The 17306-nt window shown below is 60.0% G+C and carries 13 protein-coding genes and 4 pseudogenes; 8 read left to right on the top strand and 9 right to left on the bottom strand.

Going from position 1 to position 17306, the window contains the following annotated elements:
- Window positions 1-2 precede the first annotated feature (2 nt).
- Complete coding sequence (locus BST44_RS25800) at window positions 3-1130, top strand: virulence factor Mce family protein (protein WP_083179754.1); 1128 nt, start codon at window positions 3-5, stop codon at window positions 1128-1130.
- A 5-nt stretch (window positions 1131-1135) separates the two neighbouring features.
- Window positions 1136-2680: an MCE family protein gene (locus BST44_RS25795; RefSeq protein WP_007172264.1), complete on the top strand. Its 1545-nt coding sequence runs from the start codon at window positions 1136-1138 to the stop codon at window positions 2678-2680.
- Here BST44_RS25795 and BST44_RS25790 read toward each other — a convergent pair.
- The 4 genes and pseudogenes from BST44_RS25790 to BST44_RS31490 form a co-directional block, all read right to left on the bottom strand.
- Window positions 2680-2829, bottom strand: a pseudogene (locus BST44_RS25790) (IS3 family transposase); the annotation flags it as partial. The gene BST44_RS25795 and the pseudogene BST44_RS25790 sit on opposite strands and share 1 nt — an antisense overlap.
- Before the next feature lie 65 nt (window positions 2830-2894).
- Window positions 2895-4113 (bottom strand): annotated as a pseudogene (locus BST44_RS25785) (ISL3 family transposase).
- Window positions 4114-4349: 236 nt separating this feature from the next.
- Entirely contained in the window at window positions 4350-5273 is a 924-nt protein-coding gene (locus BST44_RS25780; protein ID WP_007172267.1) for a ferritin family protein, read from the bottom strand.
- A gap of 113 nt (window positions 5274-5386) precedes the next feature.
- Window positions 5387-5601 (bottom strand): annotated as a pseudogene (locus BST44_RS31490) (SDR family NAD(P)-dependent oxidoreductase); the annotation flags it as partial.
- Window positions 5602-6478: 877 nt separating this feature from the next.
- Between BST44_RS31490 and BST44_RS25770 the strand changes: the two are divergent.
- Both BST44_RS25770 and BST44_RS25765 read left to right on the top strand, forming a co-directional pair.
- Window positions 6479-6682, top strand: a pseudogene (locus tag BST44_RS25770) (IS3 family transposase); the annotation flags it as partial.
- A 346-nt stretch (window positions 6683-7028) separates the two neighbouring features.
- Window positions 7029-8045, top strand: a complete 1017-nt coding sequence (locus BST44_RS25765) for an AurF N-oxygenase family protein (RefSeq protein WP_033721575.1) — start codon at window positions 7029-7031, stop codon at window positions 8043-8045.
- 212 nt (window positions 8046-8257) lie between these two features.
- On the opposite strand, the gene BST44_RS25755 is transcribed toward BST44_RS25765, so the two are convergent.
- Window positions 8258-9121 (bottom strand): SDR family NAD(P)-dependent oxidoreductase, encoded by an 864-nt coding sequence (locus BST44_RS25755; RefSeq protein ID WP_007172270.1) that lies wholly within the window; start codon window positions 9119-9121, stop codon window positions 8258-8260.
- A 545-nt stretch (window positions 9122-9666) separates the two neighbouring features.
- On the opposite strand from BST44_RS25755, the gene BST44_RS25750 reads away from it, so the two are divergent.
- The 4 genes from BST44_RS25750 to BST44_RS25735 all read left to right on the top strand — a co-directional run bounded on the left by BST44_RS25750 (window position 9667) and on the right by BST44_RS25735 (window position 14046).
- Window positions 9667-10557, top strand: a complete 891-nt coding sequence (locus BST44_RS25750) for a metal-dependent hydrolase (RefSeq protein ID WP_170826031.1) — start codon at window positions 9667-9669, stop codon at window positions 10555-10557.
- A 69-nt stretch (window positions 10558-10626) separates the two neighbouring features.
- A complete protein-coding gene (locus tag BST44_RS25745; protein ID WP_007172273.1) occupies window positions 10627-11496 on the top strand; it encodes a metal-dependent hydrolase in 870 nt (289 codons plus the stop codon).
- Window positions 11468-13096 (top strand): flavin-containing monooxygenase, encoded by a 1629-nt coding sequence (locus BST44_RS25740; protein ID WP_007172274.1) that lies wholly within the window; start codon window positions 11468-11470, stop codon window positions 13094-13096. The genes BST44_RS25745 and BST44_RS25740 overlap by 29 nt, the downstream gene beginning before the upstream one ends.
- Window positions 13093-14046, top strand: a complete 954-nt coding sequence (locus BST44_RS25735; RefSeq protein ID WP_007172275.1) for an SDR family NAD(P)-dependent oxidoreductase — start codon at window positions 13093-13095, stop codon at window positions 14044-14046. The genes BST44_RS25740 and BST44_RS25735 overlap by 4 nt, the downstream gene beginning before the upstream one ends.
- A 327-nt stretch (window positions 14047-14373) precedes the next feature.
- Here BST44_RS25735 and BST44_RS25730 read toward each other — a convergent pair whose 3' ends face one another.
- The 4 genes from BST44_RS25730 to BST44_RS25715 all read right to left on the bottom strand — a co-directional run bounded on the left by BST44_RS25730 (window position 14374) and on the right by BST44_RS25715 (window position 16999).
- Window positions 14374-14781: an SCP2 sterol-binding domain-containing protein gene (locus BST44_RS25730; protein ID WP_007172276.1), complete on the bottom strand. Its 408-nt coding sequence runs from the start codon at window positions 14779-14781 to the stop codon at window positions 14374-14376.
- 279 nt (window positions 14782-15060) lie between these two features.
- Window positions 15061-15348: an NADH-quinone oxidoreductase subunit I gene (locus BST44_RS25725; protein WP_007172277.1), complete on the bottom strand. Its 288-nt coding sequence runs from the start codon at window positions 15346-15348 to the stop codon at window positions 15061-15063.
- Window positions 15349-15374: 26 nt separating this feature from the next.
- On the bottom strand, window positions 15375-15827 hold the full coding sequence (locus BST44_RS25720) for a hypothetical protein (RefSeq protein WP_007172278.1): 453 nt from the start codon (window positions 15825-15827) through the stop codon (window positions 15375-15377).
- Window positions 15815-16999, bottom strand: coding sequence for a ferritin-like domain-containing protein (locus BST44_RS25715; protein WP_007172279.1), 1185 nt, complete (start codon window positions 16997-16999; stop codon window positions 15815-15817). The genes BST44_RS25720 and BST44_RS25715 overlap by 13 nt, the downstream gene beginning before the upstream one ends.
- Window positions 17000-17306: the final 307 nt, after the last annotated feature.

The raw sequence follows: 17306 nt of genomic DNA, 5'->3' as shown, positions 1-17306 counted from the left end.
GCATGCGGGCGGGAATGTCACGGTTCGTGGCGCTATTTGCGGCCGCTACAGTACTTACCTCGTGTGCTAGCTGGCGAGGTATCGCTAATGTGCCACTGCCTGGTGGCCCGGGAAGCGAATCCGGCTCTTATACGATTTATGTGCAGATGCCGGAAACGCTGGCTTTGAATGCCAATAGTCGGGTACGCGTCGCCGACGTTTTTGTCGGCAGGGTACGCGCAATCGGCCTGAAAAACTGGATCGCGACGTTGACCTTGGATCTAGAAAAGGGCGTCAAGCTACCGAAGAACGCCACCGCGAAGATCGGGCAGACCAGCCTGCTCGGCTCACAGCATGTGGAGCTGGCGTCGCCAGCCAACCCATCACCGCAACTATTGAAGAACGGCGACATCATCCCGCTGCAGAATGCGTCCGCCTATCCCACCACCGAGCGGGTCCTGGCCAGTTTTGCCGCGGTGCTGCGCGGTGGCGGCATCCCTAACGTCGAAGTGATCGCAAGTGAAGTCCGTAACATGCTGACTGGGCGGGCCGATCAGATACATGATTTCCTCAAGAAGCTCGACACCTTCACCGCCCGACTAAACGAGCAACGTGATGACATCACTCGCGCTATCGACTCCACAGACCGGCTGTTGACTTATGTAGCCAAGCAATCAGACACCCTGGACCACGTTCTCACCGAGTTTCCCCCATTGGCAAAGCATTTCGCTGAACAACGACAGCCGTTCCTCGATGCGACCAATGCGTTGGGCCGGTTTAGCGACGTCCTCGATCAGACCTTGACGGCGGCGCGTCCCGACTTGGATAAAGACGTGCGCCAACTGCAGCGTCCCCTGAAACAACTCAGCCGGGCTTCGATGGATCTGGTCGAGACGCTAAAGATTGCCTTGACCCTCCCGTTCAGCGCCGACGCCATCCCGAAGGTGGTACACGGCGACTCAATGAATGTTTCGATAACCTTGGACCTCACCTTGAGTGCAATCGATAATGCGCTCCTCACCGGAACCGGGTTCTCCGGCGCACTGCGAGCGCTTGAGCAATCGTGGGGCCGCGATCCGAACACCATGCTTCCCGATGTCAGGTTCGCACCCAACCCCGCCGACGAACCCCCCGAGCGTGACGAGGAGTAGGCAGCATGTTGACTCGACGCCTTCGCCTTCAGCTAACCGTGTTCACTATCGTCACGATGCTCGCCATGAGCGTTCTTGGGTGGCATTATCTGAGGTTGCCGAGCGTCGTTGGGATGGGCCAGTACAGTTTGGAGGTGGATTTACCCACGTCGGGAGGGCTTTATCCCACTGCAAACGTCACCTACCGCGGAATCACCGTGGGAAAGGTAACTCGGGTAGAGCCGACCGAACAAGGAGTTCGGGCCACATTGCGTATCAGCGACCAGTACAAAATCCCAATTGACTCCTCGGCGAACGTGCATTCGGTGTCGGCGGTCGGCGAACAATACATAGACCTAGTATCCGCGCAGAATCCGGCCAAGTATTTCTCGCCCGGCCAGACCATCACTAACAGCACGGTGCCTAAACGAATTGGCCCGACCCTGGATACCGTTAACCATACATTGGACGTCCTGCCCAAAGACAAGATCGCCGGACTACTCGATGAGACAGCTCAAGCGGTCGGCGGCCTGGGCCCAGCCCTGCAGCGGCTAGTCGACTCGACCCAATCGATCGTTGGGGATTTCAAAACAAACCTTAGCGACGTCAACGATATCGTCCAAAACGCAGCACCGATCATCGACAGCCAGGCCAACTCGCGTGATCCCATCGAGCGGTGGGCGCACAACTTAAATACTCTCGACGCGCAGGCCGCGGAAAAGGACAAACAGCTCAAGAGCATCCTGGGCCAGGTTGCGCCGACCGCCGATCAGATTAAAGCCGTGCTCGGCGACGTTCGCGAAACTTTGCCGCAGACCCTAGCAAATGTTGCGATTGTGGCCGATCTGCTCAAGCGGTACAACAAGAATGTAGAGCAATTGCTGGTCATACTTCCGCAAATTCCCGCATTCGGTGAGACAGTGACCGCTGCTTACCCACATACGTTTTCTCTTTCGTTCCAAACGCCAATAAATATGACCCCTGCTTGCCTGACGGGGTTCTTGCCGGCATCGCAATGGCGATCCTTTGTGGACGAGACTCCCGGGCTTTTGACCACGCGATACTGCAAGATTCCGATGGAGGCACAAAACGCGGTCCGCGGCGCGCGTAATTATCCCTGTGTCGATGTTCCCGGCAAGCGCGCGGCCACGCCGCGCGAATGCCGCAGCAAAGAGCCGTATGTCCCGCTGGGGACCAATCCTTGGTACGGGGATCCGAACCAGATTCTAAGCTGCCCCGCACCTGCGGCGCGCTGTGATCAGCCGGTGAAACCCGGCTTGGTCATACCGGCTCCGTCGGTCGATACCGGCATCAATCCGCTTCCTTCCGACCGGGTGACGGGGACGCCTCCTCCACGAAGCGATCCACTGCAACGGCCAGGTTCTGGGAGCGTCCAGTGCAACGGTCAGCAGCCGAACCCGTGCATTTACATTCCTAGCGGTGCTGCAGCTATCTATAGTCCGCAAAGCGGCGAGTTCCTAGGGCCCGATGGCGTCAAATACACCATCGAAGATTCGGCCAAAATAGGAGACGACGGTTGGAAGGAGATGTTAGGACCTCAACCTCGGTGAAGCGGCCGCCCATCGGTGGTGACATCGAACTGGAAGTCGACCGCCCACACCCGGTTGGCCGCATCGGCGACCGTGGTCGGCGCGGTGGAACTGCCGCGGCGGTTGCGTCGTCACCGCTGCGGTACGCGCAGTCCTTCTTCACGCCAAAGCGGCTCTTCGTAATTCAGAGTGCGTTGACGAGTGAGTGCAGGGCTCCGCTGTGCAGCAGTGAGCGTCATCGGTAGTGGGTTAGGTTTCTGAATCCCAGCGCGTTGCGGCGCAGTGCTTCCAGTCGGCCGTTGATCGCTTCGGTGGGGCCGTTGAGGCGTGGTGGTCGAAGAAGGCCAGGATGTCGTTGCGGCGGCGCCATAGAGTGCGGCCGAGTTGGGCCAGTTCCTCGAGCTCGTCGGGGACGCCATGGCGCAGGGTGTTGATGATCGTGGTCATCATGGTTTTGCCGCGGCGGCGGTCGGGGTGGGCGTAGGCGGCGATCAGGCGTTGGTAGAAGCTCCAGCACAGTTGGACCGCGAGGTGGGCCTCATCGGTGAAAACGGCTTCCAGTCGGGCTTTTTGGTGCGCATTGAGCAGCGGATAGCGGGTGCGCAACGTGCCCCGCACAAGGTAAGCGGGTCACCCGTGCGGCCGCGGTGCCCGCATGTCTGTTGTTGGATGCGCTGGCGGCACAGGTCGAGCTTGGCGCCGGCCAGCGCGACGACATGGAAGGGGTCCATGACCGCGGTGGCCTCAGGCAGCTGATCTGTCGCCGCGGTCTTGTAGCCGCCGAACCCGTCCATCGCCACGACCTGCACCTGTTCGCGAAACGCTTAGCTCTGCTCAGACAGCCAGCTGCTCAAGGCGGCTGCCGAACGTCCGGGGACCAGGTCGAGCAGCCGCGCACGGCCGGTGCCATCGAGCACGGGAGTCAGGTCGATGATGACGGTGACGTAGCCCTCTGAGTCGGGTCGACGCACATGTGACCAGCGATGCTCATCAACCCCGATGACCCGCACGCCGTCGAGTCGGCCGGTGTCGTTGGCCACGATCAGCTGGGTGGCGTCCATGGCGATGGTGTTGACAGTGTCCCAGGACAGGCCGAGCTCGCGGGCGACCGCGGCGACGGTGGCGTGGTCGATCATCAGCCGGTGACAGATGTAGCGGGCGCATCTGCGGGTGGTCGACCATCCTGGCCGCGCTAGCGCAGAGGTGTTGTGGGCGAACACTTCCCGCTCACAGGCGGTGTCGACACAGCGGTAGCGCGGCACCCGCAGGCGAAGTGGATGCCCGACCACCGGCACATCAGTCACGTTGCGGATCACAGTGTCACGGTTGACGTCTCGACGGCAGCCCGGACAATGCCGCTGGCCATCATCGAGCAAGTTGCAAAACACCACCGTGGCCTCGCCGTCGACAGCAGCATCGGTGATCGTCACCCCAAGTTCGACCGTGCGCACGATCGTGTCGGCAACAACAGCAGCAGAACAAGACGTAGGCTCGGACACAGGACTCCCCAGAAGGCAGACGACAAAGGTGTAGGAACCTGCATCCTCTGCCCGCCGCCCGTATTAGCTCACCGACACGACCCAATCAACAAGTCGCCGCAGCGTTTACCTGCACTCCATTTCCGGAAGAGCCGGCAAACGGTTCGCTGACCCCCAGCCGGCACCGACGATCAGAACGGTCGATTGATCGGTCACTTGGAAACCGGTTCGTATGTCATGTCCCCAGCCCAGGAGGGCAGTTTGCCGAACACCTGGACGGGGAAATGGTCGACAAGGGTACCTAGCCCCTGGGAAAAGAAATGGAAAGGTTGAGCGCGGTTGATAGTCGCAGACATGTGCGTCCGAAGGATGTGATAAGCGGGAATTCGGCGGGTGAACTCGCTTCGATCGCCGATATTCGAGTAGCGTGTGACCGCGTTGTATAGCTTCTCCTCCGAGAGGCCCCACGCAGTGAGGTTAGCCATCATCCTGGTGAGCAGCGGTATATACATTAGGGAGCCGAGGAGAATTCTCGGATCAATAATGGACCCCACCGTCTCGATCACGTGCACCCGCACCGGGCTGGCGCCGAGGTCATTGAGAACTTGGAAACCCACTGCAAGATGGCGAGATTCGTCACTATTGACCTTACTGAAGACCTCGCCGCACAACGGGTCTGCCACCTCGTCTAGAAGGAACTTCAGCAACGCGCCGTCGAGGGCGCATTCCAACGCCGGGATCGCAGAGCTCATCACCGTCAACGGGAGCGCATCGCTATAGTGGTCGATCCACTCGATCCCCAGCCGAATATTCTTATTCGGCACAGGTGTCTCTCCTGGCTCGAGCATTCCCCAGCGATGCATGAGGGCAAGTTCGGCATTAGCGTGCCGCTGCTCCTCGGCGTGGAAGTAGTGGTAGATCTCTCTTAACGCCTCGAACGGCGCCTTAGGCGCCATCGCCTCGAAAGCACGCGCTCCGACATGCTCGATCCACACCACATCTGACATGAATTGTTTGAGGTGGGGCCGTTGCTCGTCGGTAATCAACTCCGCGCCTGGGGCTTCCCAATCGATGTCGGCAAGCGCCCACTGTCGGTCTTTAATCGTTTGCAGCATATCGCTGTATTCGAACGCCATTTCCCTACTCCGATCTGGTTCTTCAAATCGCCCGGTGGCTATTTACCGCGCGACCCACTCGATGACACCAAGCCCACCGGTATAGCTCCTGGGCGCCATTCTCTCGGCCTGCCATCACAGGTAATGTCCGAACCTTGACCACCAGCTTGGACGACAAGTCCAACGGTCTCCTTAGCCCGTCCCGGATCGATATCGGCGCAGACACCCGCGCACCCCGACGAGCAAGCTCAACGCCAAAGCCGCGGCCAATGCCGCTGCCAGCTCTCGTGACTACAGCGACAGCACCATGAGTGAGCACATCTGAGCCGCCGAATGGCACCAGCCTCATCGGCGACCGCACGCGCGGGAGCCAGCAGGATCCGCAACCACAAACTGGTGGCACTGGCCCTAAGTGTGGGCGCATGACACCAGTTTTGTGCCGCTCCGGGCGCCTTGTCAAGACGCCGCCTGGACTCAGCAAATGCGTGGGTAGACCCGCTCGTCGCGTCAGCTAAGAATGCGCGCGTGCGGCGCACCTGATCAGCCAAGGATAACGCGCTGGATAGGCCCAGCTGGTGGTACTGAAGGTGAGTCAACGCAAGGTGGTGCTGAGGCGATCGTAACCGCTACGTGGGGACGGACAGGGCCGGCAATGGCCGGAATCTCGACCAGTTGTGCGCCATCACCGGCTGGCGTCGCAATCACGTGCGTAACGCACTCAAGGACACGCTGCGCCCGAAGGTCGTCACGAAAAGACGGCCGCAGCCGCCAAAGAATGGGCCGAAGTCCTTGCGGTGCTGACCTTTGCTGGGAATTGTAGGGCATGCTGGCGGCAGACGACTGCCGCCTTATGCTGGGCGGGTTAGACGGGTATGGGGGGCTGGGGCCTCCGCTCACATGTGAACGTGGGTTGCCGTCAGAAAGTTGGTCCTGGTCGGTAGAGCCACAGTTGTGGGAGGCCCAAGTGGTAGTTCAGCGGACGAGCCATTCTGACCTGGCGCTCGCCCTCAGGAGATGAAAATTATGCAGTGGTCGCCTGTCGACGCCGTCTAACAACTGTGGTCCTACGAGGCCGTGCATCGAGCCGGGCGTCGGATGCCGCTGTTGGGCCCTTCACTGTTGCCGCTAGTTGAGCACGAGGATCAGAATCGTTGTCCCCATGCGTTATCCGCGGGCGGCCGCACCTTGAGATGAACAGGTGTGAGTGTGCAGTGAGGAGATGATGGCGCGCGGATTCCCCGTTTCGCCGCGGCCCGCTGAACACCCTGTCCGACGTCGAACACGTCACCGCCGACTATGTCGCCTGGTACAACCAGCAGCGGCTCATGCACCGCCTCGGACGAGTCCCACGCGCCGAAGCCGAAGCCCAGTACTATTCCCAACACGTGACCGACCAACCGGCCGGCTCACAGAACCCCGAGGGTGCATAGGATGGTTCACTTCGGCCGCACTGCTTGAACACAGCGGCTGGAGCGTGCCTCGAGGACGCGACGAGCGGGATAGTGTACAAATTACTGATCGCTGATGCCCCCAACCTCGGCTCCGGCGACATCGGTGCCCGCGCCCCTGCCAAGCGAGCTAGGAGCGGGCGATATCGTAATGAAAATGACTTTCAATAGGCTCGTGGTGGCGTGGCTGCGCGACGGCCCGAACCTGTTGCGGCGGGTACAAGCCCTTAAATGGACAGGCTTTTGAAAAGTTGGCGATACCAGCGGTACCGTATCAGTAGCTTTTCTGATGTGAACTTTCGGTAGGAGGCTGGCGATGGCCCAGAAGATCGCTCGGACGAGGTTGGTGCGGCGTTGGCGCCGCAACATGGACGTGCTGGACGACGCCGAGTATGCCGACGTGCTGCGCGTCCTGTCTGAGGGCTCAGTGCGACGCAATTTCAACCCATACATCGACATCGACTGGACCGCACCTGAGTACGCGGTAGTCGACAACGACCCCCGCTGGAAGTTGCCGGCGACTGACCCGCTGGGCCGGCACCCGTGGTATCAGGCGCAGTCGGAGGAACGCCAAATCAGGATCGGCATGTGGCGTCAGGCCAATGTGGCCAAGGTGGGGCTGCACTTCGAGTCGGTCCTCATCCGCGGCCTGATGGGGTACGCGTTCTGGGTGCCGAACGGGTCCCCGGAGTACCGGTACTGCCTGCACGAGGCGGTCGAAGAGTGCAACCACACCATGATGTTTCAGGAGATGGTGAACCACATCGGCGCCGACGTGCCTGGGATGCGGCGGCAGCTGAAGTGGCTTTCGCCGCTGATCCCGCTGGTCGCTAGCCCTCTGCCGATCCCGTTCTGGTTCGGCATCCTCGCCGGTGAGGAACCCATCGACCACACTCAGAAGAACGTGTTACGTGAGGGCAAGGAACTGCACCCGATCATGGAGCGGGTGATGTCCATCCACGTGGCCGAAGAGGCTCGGCACATCTCGTTTGCTCACGAGTATCTGCGTAAGCGTGTGCCGCACTTACCGCGGCGTAAGCGGTTTTGGCTGTCGTTATACGTGCCGGTGATTATGCGGGTGGCATGCTCGGCGATCGTGGTCCCGCCGAAGGCCTTCTGGCAGGAATTCGACATCCCGCGCGAGGTCCGCAAGCAGGTGTTCTTCGGGTCCCTGGAGTCGCGCAAGGCGCTGCGTGACATGTTCGGTGACGTGCGGATGCTGTGCTACGACACCGGGCTGATGAACCCGATCGCGCGAATGGTGTGGCGGATCTGCAAGATCAACGGCAAGCCGTCGCGTTATCGCTGCGAGCCGCAGCGCCAGCACCTGGTCGCGGTCGCCTAGCGTTGTGAGTCACTAATTTGGAGCAGTAGTTAGCTGATGCTGCCAGGATTTGGTCGGCGGTTCTGATCCAGACGTAGGGTCGAGGATTGTCGTTCCAGATGAATCGTCCTGCAAATCCCGGAGGCTCCTGACCTTGGTAACGAGGATGCAGGTATGCCAACGTTGTGGCTCCACCAGCAAATCATTTCGCCAGTCGTCAGGGTTGGCTCTTACTACCTGGGCAGGCCGAGGCGTTCGGCGAGTCGACGCCCCGCACCGTAGCGCCCGGTGCGATAGAACGACGCCATGATGTCCTCGTAGCGAGGGCCGAGGATTCGGGGAATGGCATCGAAAACTCTTGCGTCAGGACCGATCAGCACCCGCGGCTTATTCTTCTTGACCCCACGCAGTATCGCCCTCGAGGCTGATTCGGGGCTGGTGAACGCGATCCTATGGAAAAGGCGGCTAAGCGTTTCGGGGTCCGAGCCGTCGGGCAGCCCTCGGGCGTGACCGGCGATGTTGGTCTTCACCCCGCCCGGGTGAACGCAGGTCACACCTACCGGATGCCTGGCGGCCCGGAGTTCTTGGCGTAGGGCCTCGGTGAAGCCGCGGACGGCGAATTTGGCGGCATTGTAGGCGCTTTGTGACGGAATCCCGACGAACCCGAAAACCGATGACACATTGACGATGTGGCCATCGCCGGACGCGATCAGGTGCGGCATGAATGCCTTGGTGCCATGGGCCACCCCCCAAAAGTTGATGCCCATCAGCCACTCGAAGTCGTCCCAATCCATGTCGGCCACGTCGGCCGAGAGTGCCACACCCGCGTTGTTGAAAACAAGGTTCACTCTGCCGAATTCACTGACGACATTCTTTGCGTGTTCGTAAACTGCCGGCCGTTGGGCTACATCGAGCTCGAACGGCACCGCCTTAGCTCCGACCTTCTCGCATCGACCAGCGGTATCGGCCAGCGCGCTCGTATCGATGTCCGACAGCGCCAGCTGCGCCCCCTGTTCAGCCAAGCTCAACGCCAGGTTACGGCCGATACCTGAGCCAGCGCCGGTGATTACTGCCACTTTATTGGTGAAGTCCTTCATAAACTGATCGCCTCCGAATGTATTTGGACTGGCCGACGGCCGGTTCCGCAGATCGTTGACACCGCCCCCATCCTCTTCTGTAACAACCAGAGTCCACTGCACTACACGGCATGGCGCTGGGTGCCAATCCCGTCCGGGATGTTCACCGTCGCCACAGGCGCCCGTAGAGCAGCTAGAACCGCTAGGTATCCCGGAACATGAAACGCGAGCCTCCCTGTTACGCGCCGTACGAGTGGTTGCTGAGAGCCTCGATGCCGGTATCCAGCTTGAACGCTCCCTGCTTCCGAGTAAGCAATTTTCCGAACAAACAGTATACGTAACGACTAGTACTATGTACTGCGGTTTGGGCCGATTGTCAAAACAGTTTAAAGGCAGGAGTCGTGGAGGTGACAGCGTACGCGGCGGTGTGATGCGGCTCTCAAACGCAGCGCTTCTACACGTCATTGCGGAGTCTTGCGCGCCCTGTCGATCCGCAGTAACGTCTCACTAAACACCTAGTACTGTCGGTATCGGAAACCGGGTGTTCGAGGAAGGGGTATCTTGTTATGACGAGCGACCACATAGTGCAAGAGGCAGCGACCACTGCAAATGCGGTGAGTGAGGGGTCTCGGTATCCGACGACCCGGCGGATACGTTTCCCGTTTGCCCAGGGCAGCAAGTATTTCGTTAACGACGACATCATCTTCAGCCACTTTCTGGCGAACTTGTCGGGGTCGTTCCCGCCGGGGGAGGAGTTGTTCATTCGGTCGGTGCGCCGGTTTGCCGATGAGATCGCCGACCCTGGGTTGAAGAAGCGGGTGGCCGGGTTTATCGGTCAGGAATCGGTGCATGGCCAGCAGCATCGGGCGCTCAATGACAAGCTCGTTGACATGGGGTATCCGATTGGGTGGTGGGATTCCGAAAAGTTTGTTGATTGGGTGAAACGCATCGAGGAGGTGCTGCCGGCCCGGATTCCGCTGGCGGTGACAGCAGCCGCAGAACACTTCACCGCCGTACTTGCTGAGCGGCTGCTCGGCGATGAGGAGATCCAGGCGATCCCGGGTGATGCGGAGGTGTGGAACCTGCTGAACTGGCATGCGCTGGAGGAACTTGAGCACAAGTCGGTTGCCTTTGATGTATTCCGCTCGGTGCGGGGTACCGAGCGGGTGCGTCGACGTGTGATGGCGGTAATGATCCCCCTTCTGCTCCTCCTCATAACCGCCGTACTGGCTTGTTCGGTGGCGCGGGATCCCGAAGCGCGCCGTCAGCCAGTGCGACTGGTGCGTGAGACCTATCGGCTCTACCGCGGCCCCATTCTTCGTGGCGTGATCCCAGAGCTCAGGCAATACCTGCGACCGGGATTTCATCCCGACGACATCGACACCAACGCGTTGCTGGAGCAATGGCAGGAGGAACTCTTCGGCACCGAGGGGGCCCTGGTCGGCTACCTGAAGTGACCGACCACCACACTCAAAACAAAGGAGAGTGTCATGGTAGCTAGTCACGCAGCAGTTGCGAACACAGGAATGGCACCGGAAAGACCAGCAAAAAAGGCGTATCCGAAAACTCGCCGGATTCGGTTCTCATTCGGTGATCCGCAGCCGATGCAGCGTCACTTCGTTGAGGGCGACATCGTGCTTAGCCACCTTGTGGCGTTGCTGTCGGGCATATTTCCGCCCGGCGAGGAATTATTTATCAGGTCGGTCCGGCGCTTCGCCGATCGGGTGACCGATCCGGAGTTAAAGAAGCGGGTGGCCGGATTCATTGGTCAGGAGTCGGTGCATGGGCAGGAACACCGCCGGCTCAACGAGCAATTGGTGGACAGGGGCTATCCCCTGGTCAGTTTTTTCATGTTCGATGCCAATAGTCGGCGGCAGCGGCTGTTGGTGCGGATCGAAAACCTGCTGCCCGCGCGGGTACCCCTGGCGGTCACTGCAGCGGCTGAACACTTCACTGCCACGCTGGCTGAGCGAATGCTAGGCGAGGAGTTACAGAAGATCCCTGGTGATCCCGAGGTGCGAAACCTGCTCAACTGGCACGCGGTGGAAGAGCTGGAGCACAAATCGGTTGCCTTCGACGTTTACCGGTCGGTCCGCGGGCCGGAGTGGCTTCGCATCGGTGTGATGGGGGTTTTATACGTTCTGGCCATCCCGGTGATAACGATCGGCGTGTTGCTGTCCATCGCGACGGACCCTAAAGGGTGGCATCCGATCAAAGTGACGCGTCAAGCGCGTGCTGTGTTTCGAGGCCCGCTGCTCAAGGGTTTGATGGCCGACCTGCGCATCTACATGAAACCCGGCTTTCATCCCGACGATGTCGACACCCGTGCGCTGCTGAACAAGTGGCAGCAGGAACTGTTCGGGACCCATGGCACCCTTGTGGGTTACCAAAAGTAGCAGCAAGTCCGGCGAGCCCGAATTGAGTACAAAAGTCGAGATTGAACAGTTACCTGCTGCCGAGCGTGTCACTCCTGACCATGACGTCGTCATTGTGGGCGCTGGGTTCGGCGGTATCGGCGCCGGTATCGCCTTGCAACGGAGAGGTATTCACGACTTTGTCATCGTCGACAAGTGGGATCGGGTGGGCGGCACCTGGCATGCGAACACATATCCGGGTGTGGCGGTGGATATTCCGTCGTTTGTCTACAGCTTTTCCTACGAGCAGCGCGGTGATTGGTCGCGGATCTTCGCTCCGGGTGACGAGCTTCGGGATTACGCCGATGACGTCGTGGACCAATACGGCCTGCGTGAGAAGCTTCGGTTGAACACCACCGTCGCCTCGGCGGTGTTTGATGAGCACAACAGTCTATGGCGATTGACCGCCGCCGGCAACCAGGAGATCACGAGCCGATATGTCGTAATGGCGGTCGGCGGCCTGGAACGCCCGAAGATGCCCGATATCCCAGGTTTGGACGAGTACGGGGGTGCGCTCGTGCACACCGCGCTATGGGATCACGACGTGGTGCTGGCCGGTAAGCGCGTCGCGGTGATCGGCACGGGCGCCACGGCGCTCCAGCTTGTCCCGGCCATCGTTGACGAGGTCGAACATCTGACCGTCTTCCAGCGAACGCCGATCTGGGTGTTCCCCAAACCGGATATGGAGATCAAGTCCGTCGGCCGATGGGTCCTGGGCCGTAAACGAATCCGCTCGGCTATCCGCACGGTGGGCACTGTCGCAACTGAGATCGGGATGGCGGGGATGTGGGTCGGTCCAGGGTGGCTAGTGAACGGGACTCGCCAGCTGCTCGAGCTAGCTACACGCCGCTGGATGCGTCGGCAAATCGAGGATCCAGTAATTCGGGAGAAGCTGATCCCACACTATGGCTTGGGCTGCAAGCGCCCATCGATGTCAAACGACTACCTCCGCACATTCAACCGCGAAGATGTCAGCCTGGTCACCGATGCGATCGAGTGCATAACCAGGAAGGGGGTGCGGACAGTGGATGGTGTAGAGCACGAGGTCGACGTGTTGATATGCGCGACCGGGTTCAAGCTGTGGGATACGGGTGCAGTGCCACCCTTTCCCGTCATCGGGCGCGACGGCATCGATCTCGGGCGGTTCTGGTATGAGCAGAGATACCAGTCGTATCAAGGCGTGTCTGTTCCCAAATTTCCGAACATGTTCTCCATCACTGGGCCTTATGGCTTCGTGCTGGGATCATATCTGTGGATGATCGAAGCGACGTCGGCTCATCTGAGCCGCGCTATAGCCGAGGCGAAGCGCTGCGGCGCGACGGTCTGCGAGATACGTCAGGAAGTCCACGACGAGTATTTCCGGAAGTGTTTGAAGCGCCAGGAAAAGAACTTTCTGTTCACTCCGACCTGCGCGGATTCGAATACCTACTATATCAACAGCCAGGGCGATTCACCGTTTCGGCCGTCGACGCATGGCGAAATGTATTGGCAGAACCGACATTACAACCTTGATGTCTACCGCTACAGTACGGGCGTTAAGCTTCCGGGTGCGATCGGGGCCATGAGGAAGGAGAACGCGTGAAGGTCAATCGGTTGCGTCCACGCGTGGTGGTGGTCACCGGGGCTGCAAGCGGTATTGGCCGGGCGACAGCGATCAGGTTTGCCAAGCTCGGCGCCCATGTCGTGGTGTCCGACATCGATCTGGATGCGGCACAAGCGACCACGGCGATGATCCGTGGTCATGCCCGCAGCGCGTCGGCGGCGCAATTGGATGTTATCGACCCCGATGCCTGGGAGGCGCTCGCTCGCAGCGTGTTAGCCGATTACGGATACGCCGATGTGCTGGTCAATAACGCAGGAATCTTGGTGGGCGGCCCGTTCTTAGAGCTGCGTCCGTCGGATTGGGAACGCCAACTCGGTGTGAACCTAATGGGCGTCGTTCATGGGTGCCGTTTCTTCGGCGCCCAGATGGTTGAACACGGCGGTGGCCATATCGTCAATATCGCCTCGGCGGCGGCATTCACGCCCACCCCGGTTATGTCGCCGTACTCGGTTTCCAAAGCGGGCGTGAAGATGCTGACCGAATGCCTGCGGCTCGAGCTCGGACCGAAAGGCATCGGCGTCAGCGCGATATGCCCGGGTGTGATCAATACCAATATAGGTGATCGCGCGGTGGTTGTCGGCGTCAACCACGAACTGATCGAACAAGGAAAACAGTTCACCAAGAAGCTCCAGGAATTTGGCGAGAAGTTTCCGATCTCACCGATGAGTCCCGACCTCGTCGCTCGCGCCGCCGTGCGTGCTGTACGGTTTGATCTCGCGGTCGTACCGGTGCGCACCGAGGCCTGGCTGGGCTATTTCATGCTCCGCATTGCCCCCGCTGTCAACCGCCGTATGACACAACCATTCTCAGTGGAGGCGTTGCAGCGGCTGGGCACTCGCCTGTTGAGCACCCAGCGCGCCACGAACCAGGACAAACTTGTCCCCCGTCGAGCCGATTCGGCGGCGTCGGTCGTCAGCACGGGAAAGTAGTCTGCTGACGATCAATGGCCATTCCGAAGTCGAGTGTTTCCGACATCATCAGTCCTTCCCGCCAAGCTCACGCCCGGCGTGTCAGACCAAGATCAGATCCACCGTTGTTCAGACAGTCCCAGGTATGGAAAATGACCCCGACGAAATCCTGCCCCACACCCGTAAACGGGTTTCAGACGCAGGACCCTAGTAGCGCAGGGCTTCAAGTGCGGCGCGGACCAAGACGCCGGTCGCAGCGACCAGGCCGACGCTTATCCGGCCCGTTCGAACATCTACGCTCGAGGAGCTTGATGTACGCCATACAGCTTGACGACTTGTCGACGCGCGTCAAACAACCAGCAGGTCAGTACGGCCCTCAGCCCGCAGCAGCTCCTCGTACCGCGGGAAAAGCTTCTTGGCGACGGGAATAAGCTTCAGGATCTTTGGAACCGGCCCCTTGGCGCGGACCTGGCCTTTGGCCAGCGCGACAGCGAGATTGAGGTTGCCCTGCCAAAACCGGTTGGCCATGTCAGAGGTCATGAACATCGCTACGGTAGGCTTGATGTCACAGTTCCCGGTGAACACCTTCTTATTAGGCATGTCGACCGTAACCTGGATATCCGGGTCAGAGCAGTTGAGCTGCAGCACAACACCGGATGCCGCTAGTTGATCGGCGATCGACTCATCGTCCACCGCCTCCTCGAAGATCCCGGCAATGTACTTCGTTGCCTCGACGCCGTCTTTGAAAACGCCCATGACACAACTCCTAGTCATTTGATGGGGTGGTGATGGTCGGGACGCCGCGAGGTCTGACCGAAAAACCACGATGATGATGTCGTGATAGATCGGCAAAGCTGACGGCGACGCGGCGGGAGCTCATGCGGCAGCTGACATTGTGGGTCGAAGCCACAGCTATCGCCTGTCCGAATTTTGGCAGAGAGGTCAGAATCAACCTCCGCGCCAAGCGGCCGCGCGACACGTGGCCCCGGCCACCAATCTGATGCCAATCCCTCAGCTCCTGGATCTTTTGATGTATCAGCTATCTTTGCGCGCTGCCCAGTCGTATAGCTTTCCGATCTTCGTGTAGCCATTGTCCGGGACAAATGCCGCCTCGACCCGCCCGTCGTGAATACAATCGACGGGGCACAGCGGGACGCACTTCCCGCAGTCGATGCATTCATCGAGGTCGATGACGAATCGGCCCAGGAAATCGTCGGCCTTCTTGGATATGGCATCGACCCGTCCCGGGCACGAGTGCTCACACGCTCCGCACCCGATGCACGTGTCATCGATGTAGAAATGGCCTCGCCGAGTGCCGCTCATGCTCTTTCCTTTTCTTCAGCGGCGACTCACAGCCGAGCGCTCTTGTTGATGAAATGCTGCAAACTCTGGTTGTAGCGGAAAAACATGTCCTTGCCCAGAGGATCAGATGACCAGACCCGTATCGGCGTCGACGCCATGCTCAAGGCGTTGAGGGTGTGATCGAGGTCCGGTCGGCCGTCTCCGGCGCGGATGTTGTCCACCATGTCCAGCCACGAATCACGGTCGGTTTCGATGACGAAATCCATCGACTCCAACCCTGTGTCGCTGATCTCTTTGATCTCGCTCACCTCGAAGCCGTCGAACGTGAGCTGGACAATCAACGCAGACCCATCTGGGCCGCCATCGAAGATGTTGACGGCAAACCGGCAGTCGACCTCGCCGAGTTTACGGAACTCGGCGAGGTCAGCCTTACTGACCTCCGCCAGCCTGGTGAACCACTCAACGGTAGGAAGATCTGCGCTCGTACTTACGCCGTCCACGGCATCTCCAAGGGGATCGTCACCTTCTCGCGACGGTCAAACCCGGCCCGCTCACAGCGCTGCAGGTACTCCTCAATAATCGTCCCCCACAGGAACGACACACCCTCCATACCTTCGTCGATCTTGTCCACTCCACCGCCCATAAGAACGGCCAGCGGTTCCAACAGCCCGGGACTGCTCAGTGCGGTGAGGATGATCTGCTCGCCAAGATCGGCGAAGCGATGCATATCCGAAAGCGCCTTTTCCCGATCAGTCGAGCTGTCGAGGAAGTTCTTCAATTCCAGGGTCCCGTACGACACGTGACGGGCCTCGTCCTGCATGCAGCGCCGGAAGATCTCCTTGTCGACATGCGTCTTGGACAGGTACTCCCCGGCCCGGAAAATCGTAAGGACAAGCCCTTCGCCCAGCACGTTCAGCAGGAACGTGCCCTGGGTGTGGCTCGGCGACTCGAGGATCGCCTTCAGTGCCCACTCCAGGGCCGGGCTGGCGTGCAACAAGCCTCCCCCGCCGGCGAGGGCACGCTTTCGGAACACCTCCATGTGGCGGGCCTCGTCCATCATCTGCGTCACGAGGAAGTTCTTAACCTCGTAGAAATCCGGTGAGGTGCGATACACCCACCGCGACGGAAAGTCACCGGCGACGAACTCAACCTCCGTCAAAGAGGTAGCCAGCTGGCACGCCGCCTTCTCCAGATCCTCACTGGCGGGCTCCAGCTCGTTCCACGGAATATCGCTGGTGGAGTTCCACTGCCGTGCCTTGGCCTCCTCATACAGCGTCATGACGTTGTCCGCCCAGGCCTCCTTCTTGTCGAGGATGTCATAAGCGTCGATGGTCGGCATCTGGTCAACATAGGGCTCACGCACAGAGCCGCGCGGGGCGAAGTTGCGCCACGTCGTGTGCTCGGGCAGCGTGCCGTAGGCTGGCGGGCGGTTGATGTCGGTATAGGTCAACCCCCGCGAACTCGGGCGCGCGCGAACACCCCAATTGGCCTTGTCGGTGTTCATCCAGTGCAGCGAAAACGAGCCGCGCCCGAGCCGGTCGAGGTTCTCCTGCAACAACTCAGCCCAAATCGTGTTGTCCTCCCGAAACTTCTTCTCGTAAGCCGCCAACGCCTCGTCTTCGAGCGGAGTTTCACTGGGAAGCGCCTGCATCTGGGTCAGCATCTCGGTCATGTGGTGATCCTTCACATTAGTGACCTAATCCATTCGTAGCGCCAGCGTATGGCGCCGCTCACATCGCGTGTAAGGTCCGGCAGGTGTCCGTGTGCGGTTTCAGGACATGCTTGGCATTGTTGCTTCAAGACATCTTTGACGGATTCGCCCTGGGCAAGTCGCGAGCACGGCTAGATGCTGTGGCGGCGTGGGTAAGCCTTGAAGATGGTGATATCGCTGTCGGGATTTCTTGTCGGCTGCCAGGTGAAAGGGACCACTTCAGAGCTGGTTTTGCCATGAGCATGGGACCACCTGTTTGCCATTGATG

The sequence above is a fragment of the Mycobacterium scrofulaceum genome (assembly GCF_002086735.1).
Classification (GTDB): domain Bacteria; phylum Actinomycetota; class Actinomycetes; order Mycobacteriales; family Mycobacteriaceae; genus Mycobacterium; species Mycobacterium scrofulaceum.
This window is presented reverse-complemented; position numbering and strand designations above follow the sequence as displayed.

What these genes read in the sequence shown, in the direction of transcription:
- BST44_RS25795 (WP_007172264.1), top strand. Translation starts at nt 1,136, where the DNA reads ATGTTGACTCGACGCCTTCGCCTTCAGCTAACCGTGTTCACTATCGTC.
- BST44_RS25740 (WP_007172274.1), top strand. Translation starts at nt 11,468, where the DNA reads ATGGCACCCTTGTGGGTTACCAAAAGTAGCAGCAAGTCCGGCGAGCCC.
- BST44_RS25725 (WP_007172277.1), bottom strand. Translation starts at nt 15,348, where the DNA reads ATGAGCGGCACTCGGCGAGGCCATTTCTACATCGATGACACGTGCATC.
- BST44_RS25750 (WP_170826031.1), top strand. Translation starts at nt 9,667, where the DNA reads ATGACGAGCGACCACATAGTGCAAGAGGCAGCGACCACTGCAAATGCG.
- BST44_RS25800 (WP_083179754.1), top strand. Translation starts at nt 3, where the DNA reads ATGCGGGCGGGAATGTCACGGTTCGTGGCGCTATTTGCGGCCGCTACA.
- BST44_RS25730 (WP_007172276.1), bottom strand. Translation starts at nt 14,781, where the DNA reads ATGGGCGTTTTCAAAGACGGCGTCGAGGCAACGAAGTACATTGCCGGG.
- BST44_RS25755 (WP_007172270.1), bottom strand. Translation starts at nt 9,121, where the DNA reads ATGAAGGACTTCACCAATAAAGTGGCAGTAATCACCGGCGCTGGCTCA.
- BST44_RS25780 (WP_007172267.1), bottom strand. Translation starts at nt 5,273, where the DNA reads ATGGCGTTCGAATACAGCGATATGCTGCAAACGATTAAAGACCGACAG.
- BST44_RS25715 (WP_007172279.1), bottom strand. Translation starts at nt 16,999, where the DNA reads ATGACCGAGATGCTGACCCAGATGCAGGCGCTTCCCAGTGAAACTCCG.
- BST44_RS25745 (WP_007172273.1), top strand. Translation starts at nt 10,627, where the DNA reads ATGGCACCGGAAAGACCAGCAAAAAAGGCGTATCCGAAAACTCGCCGG.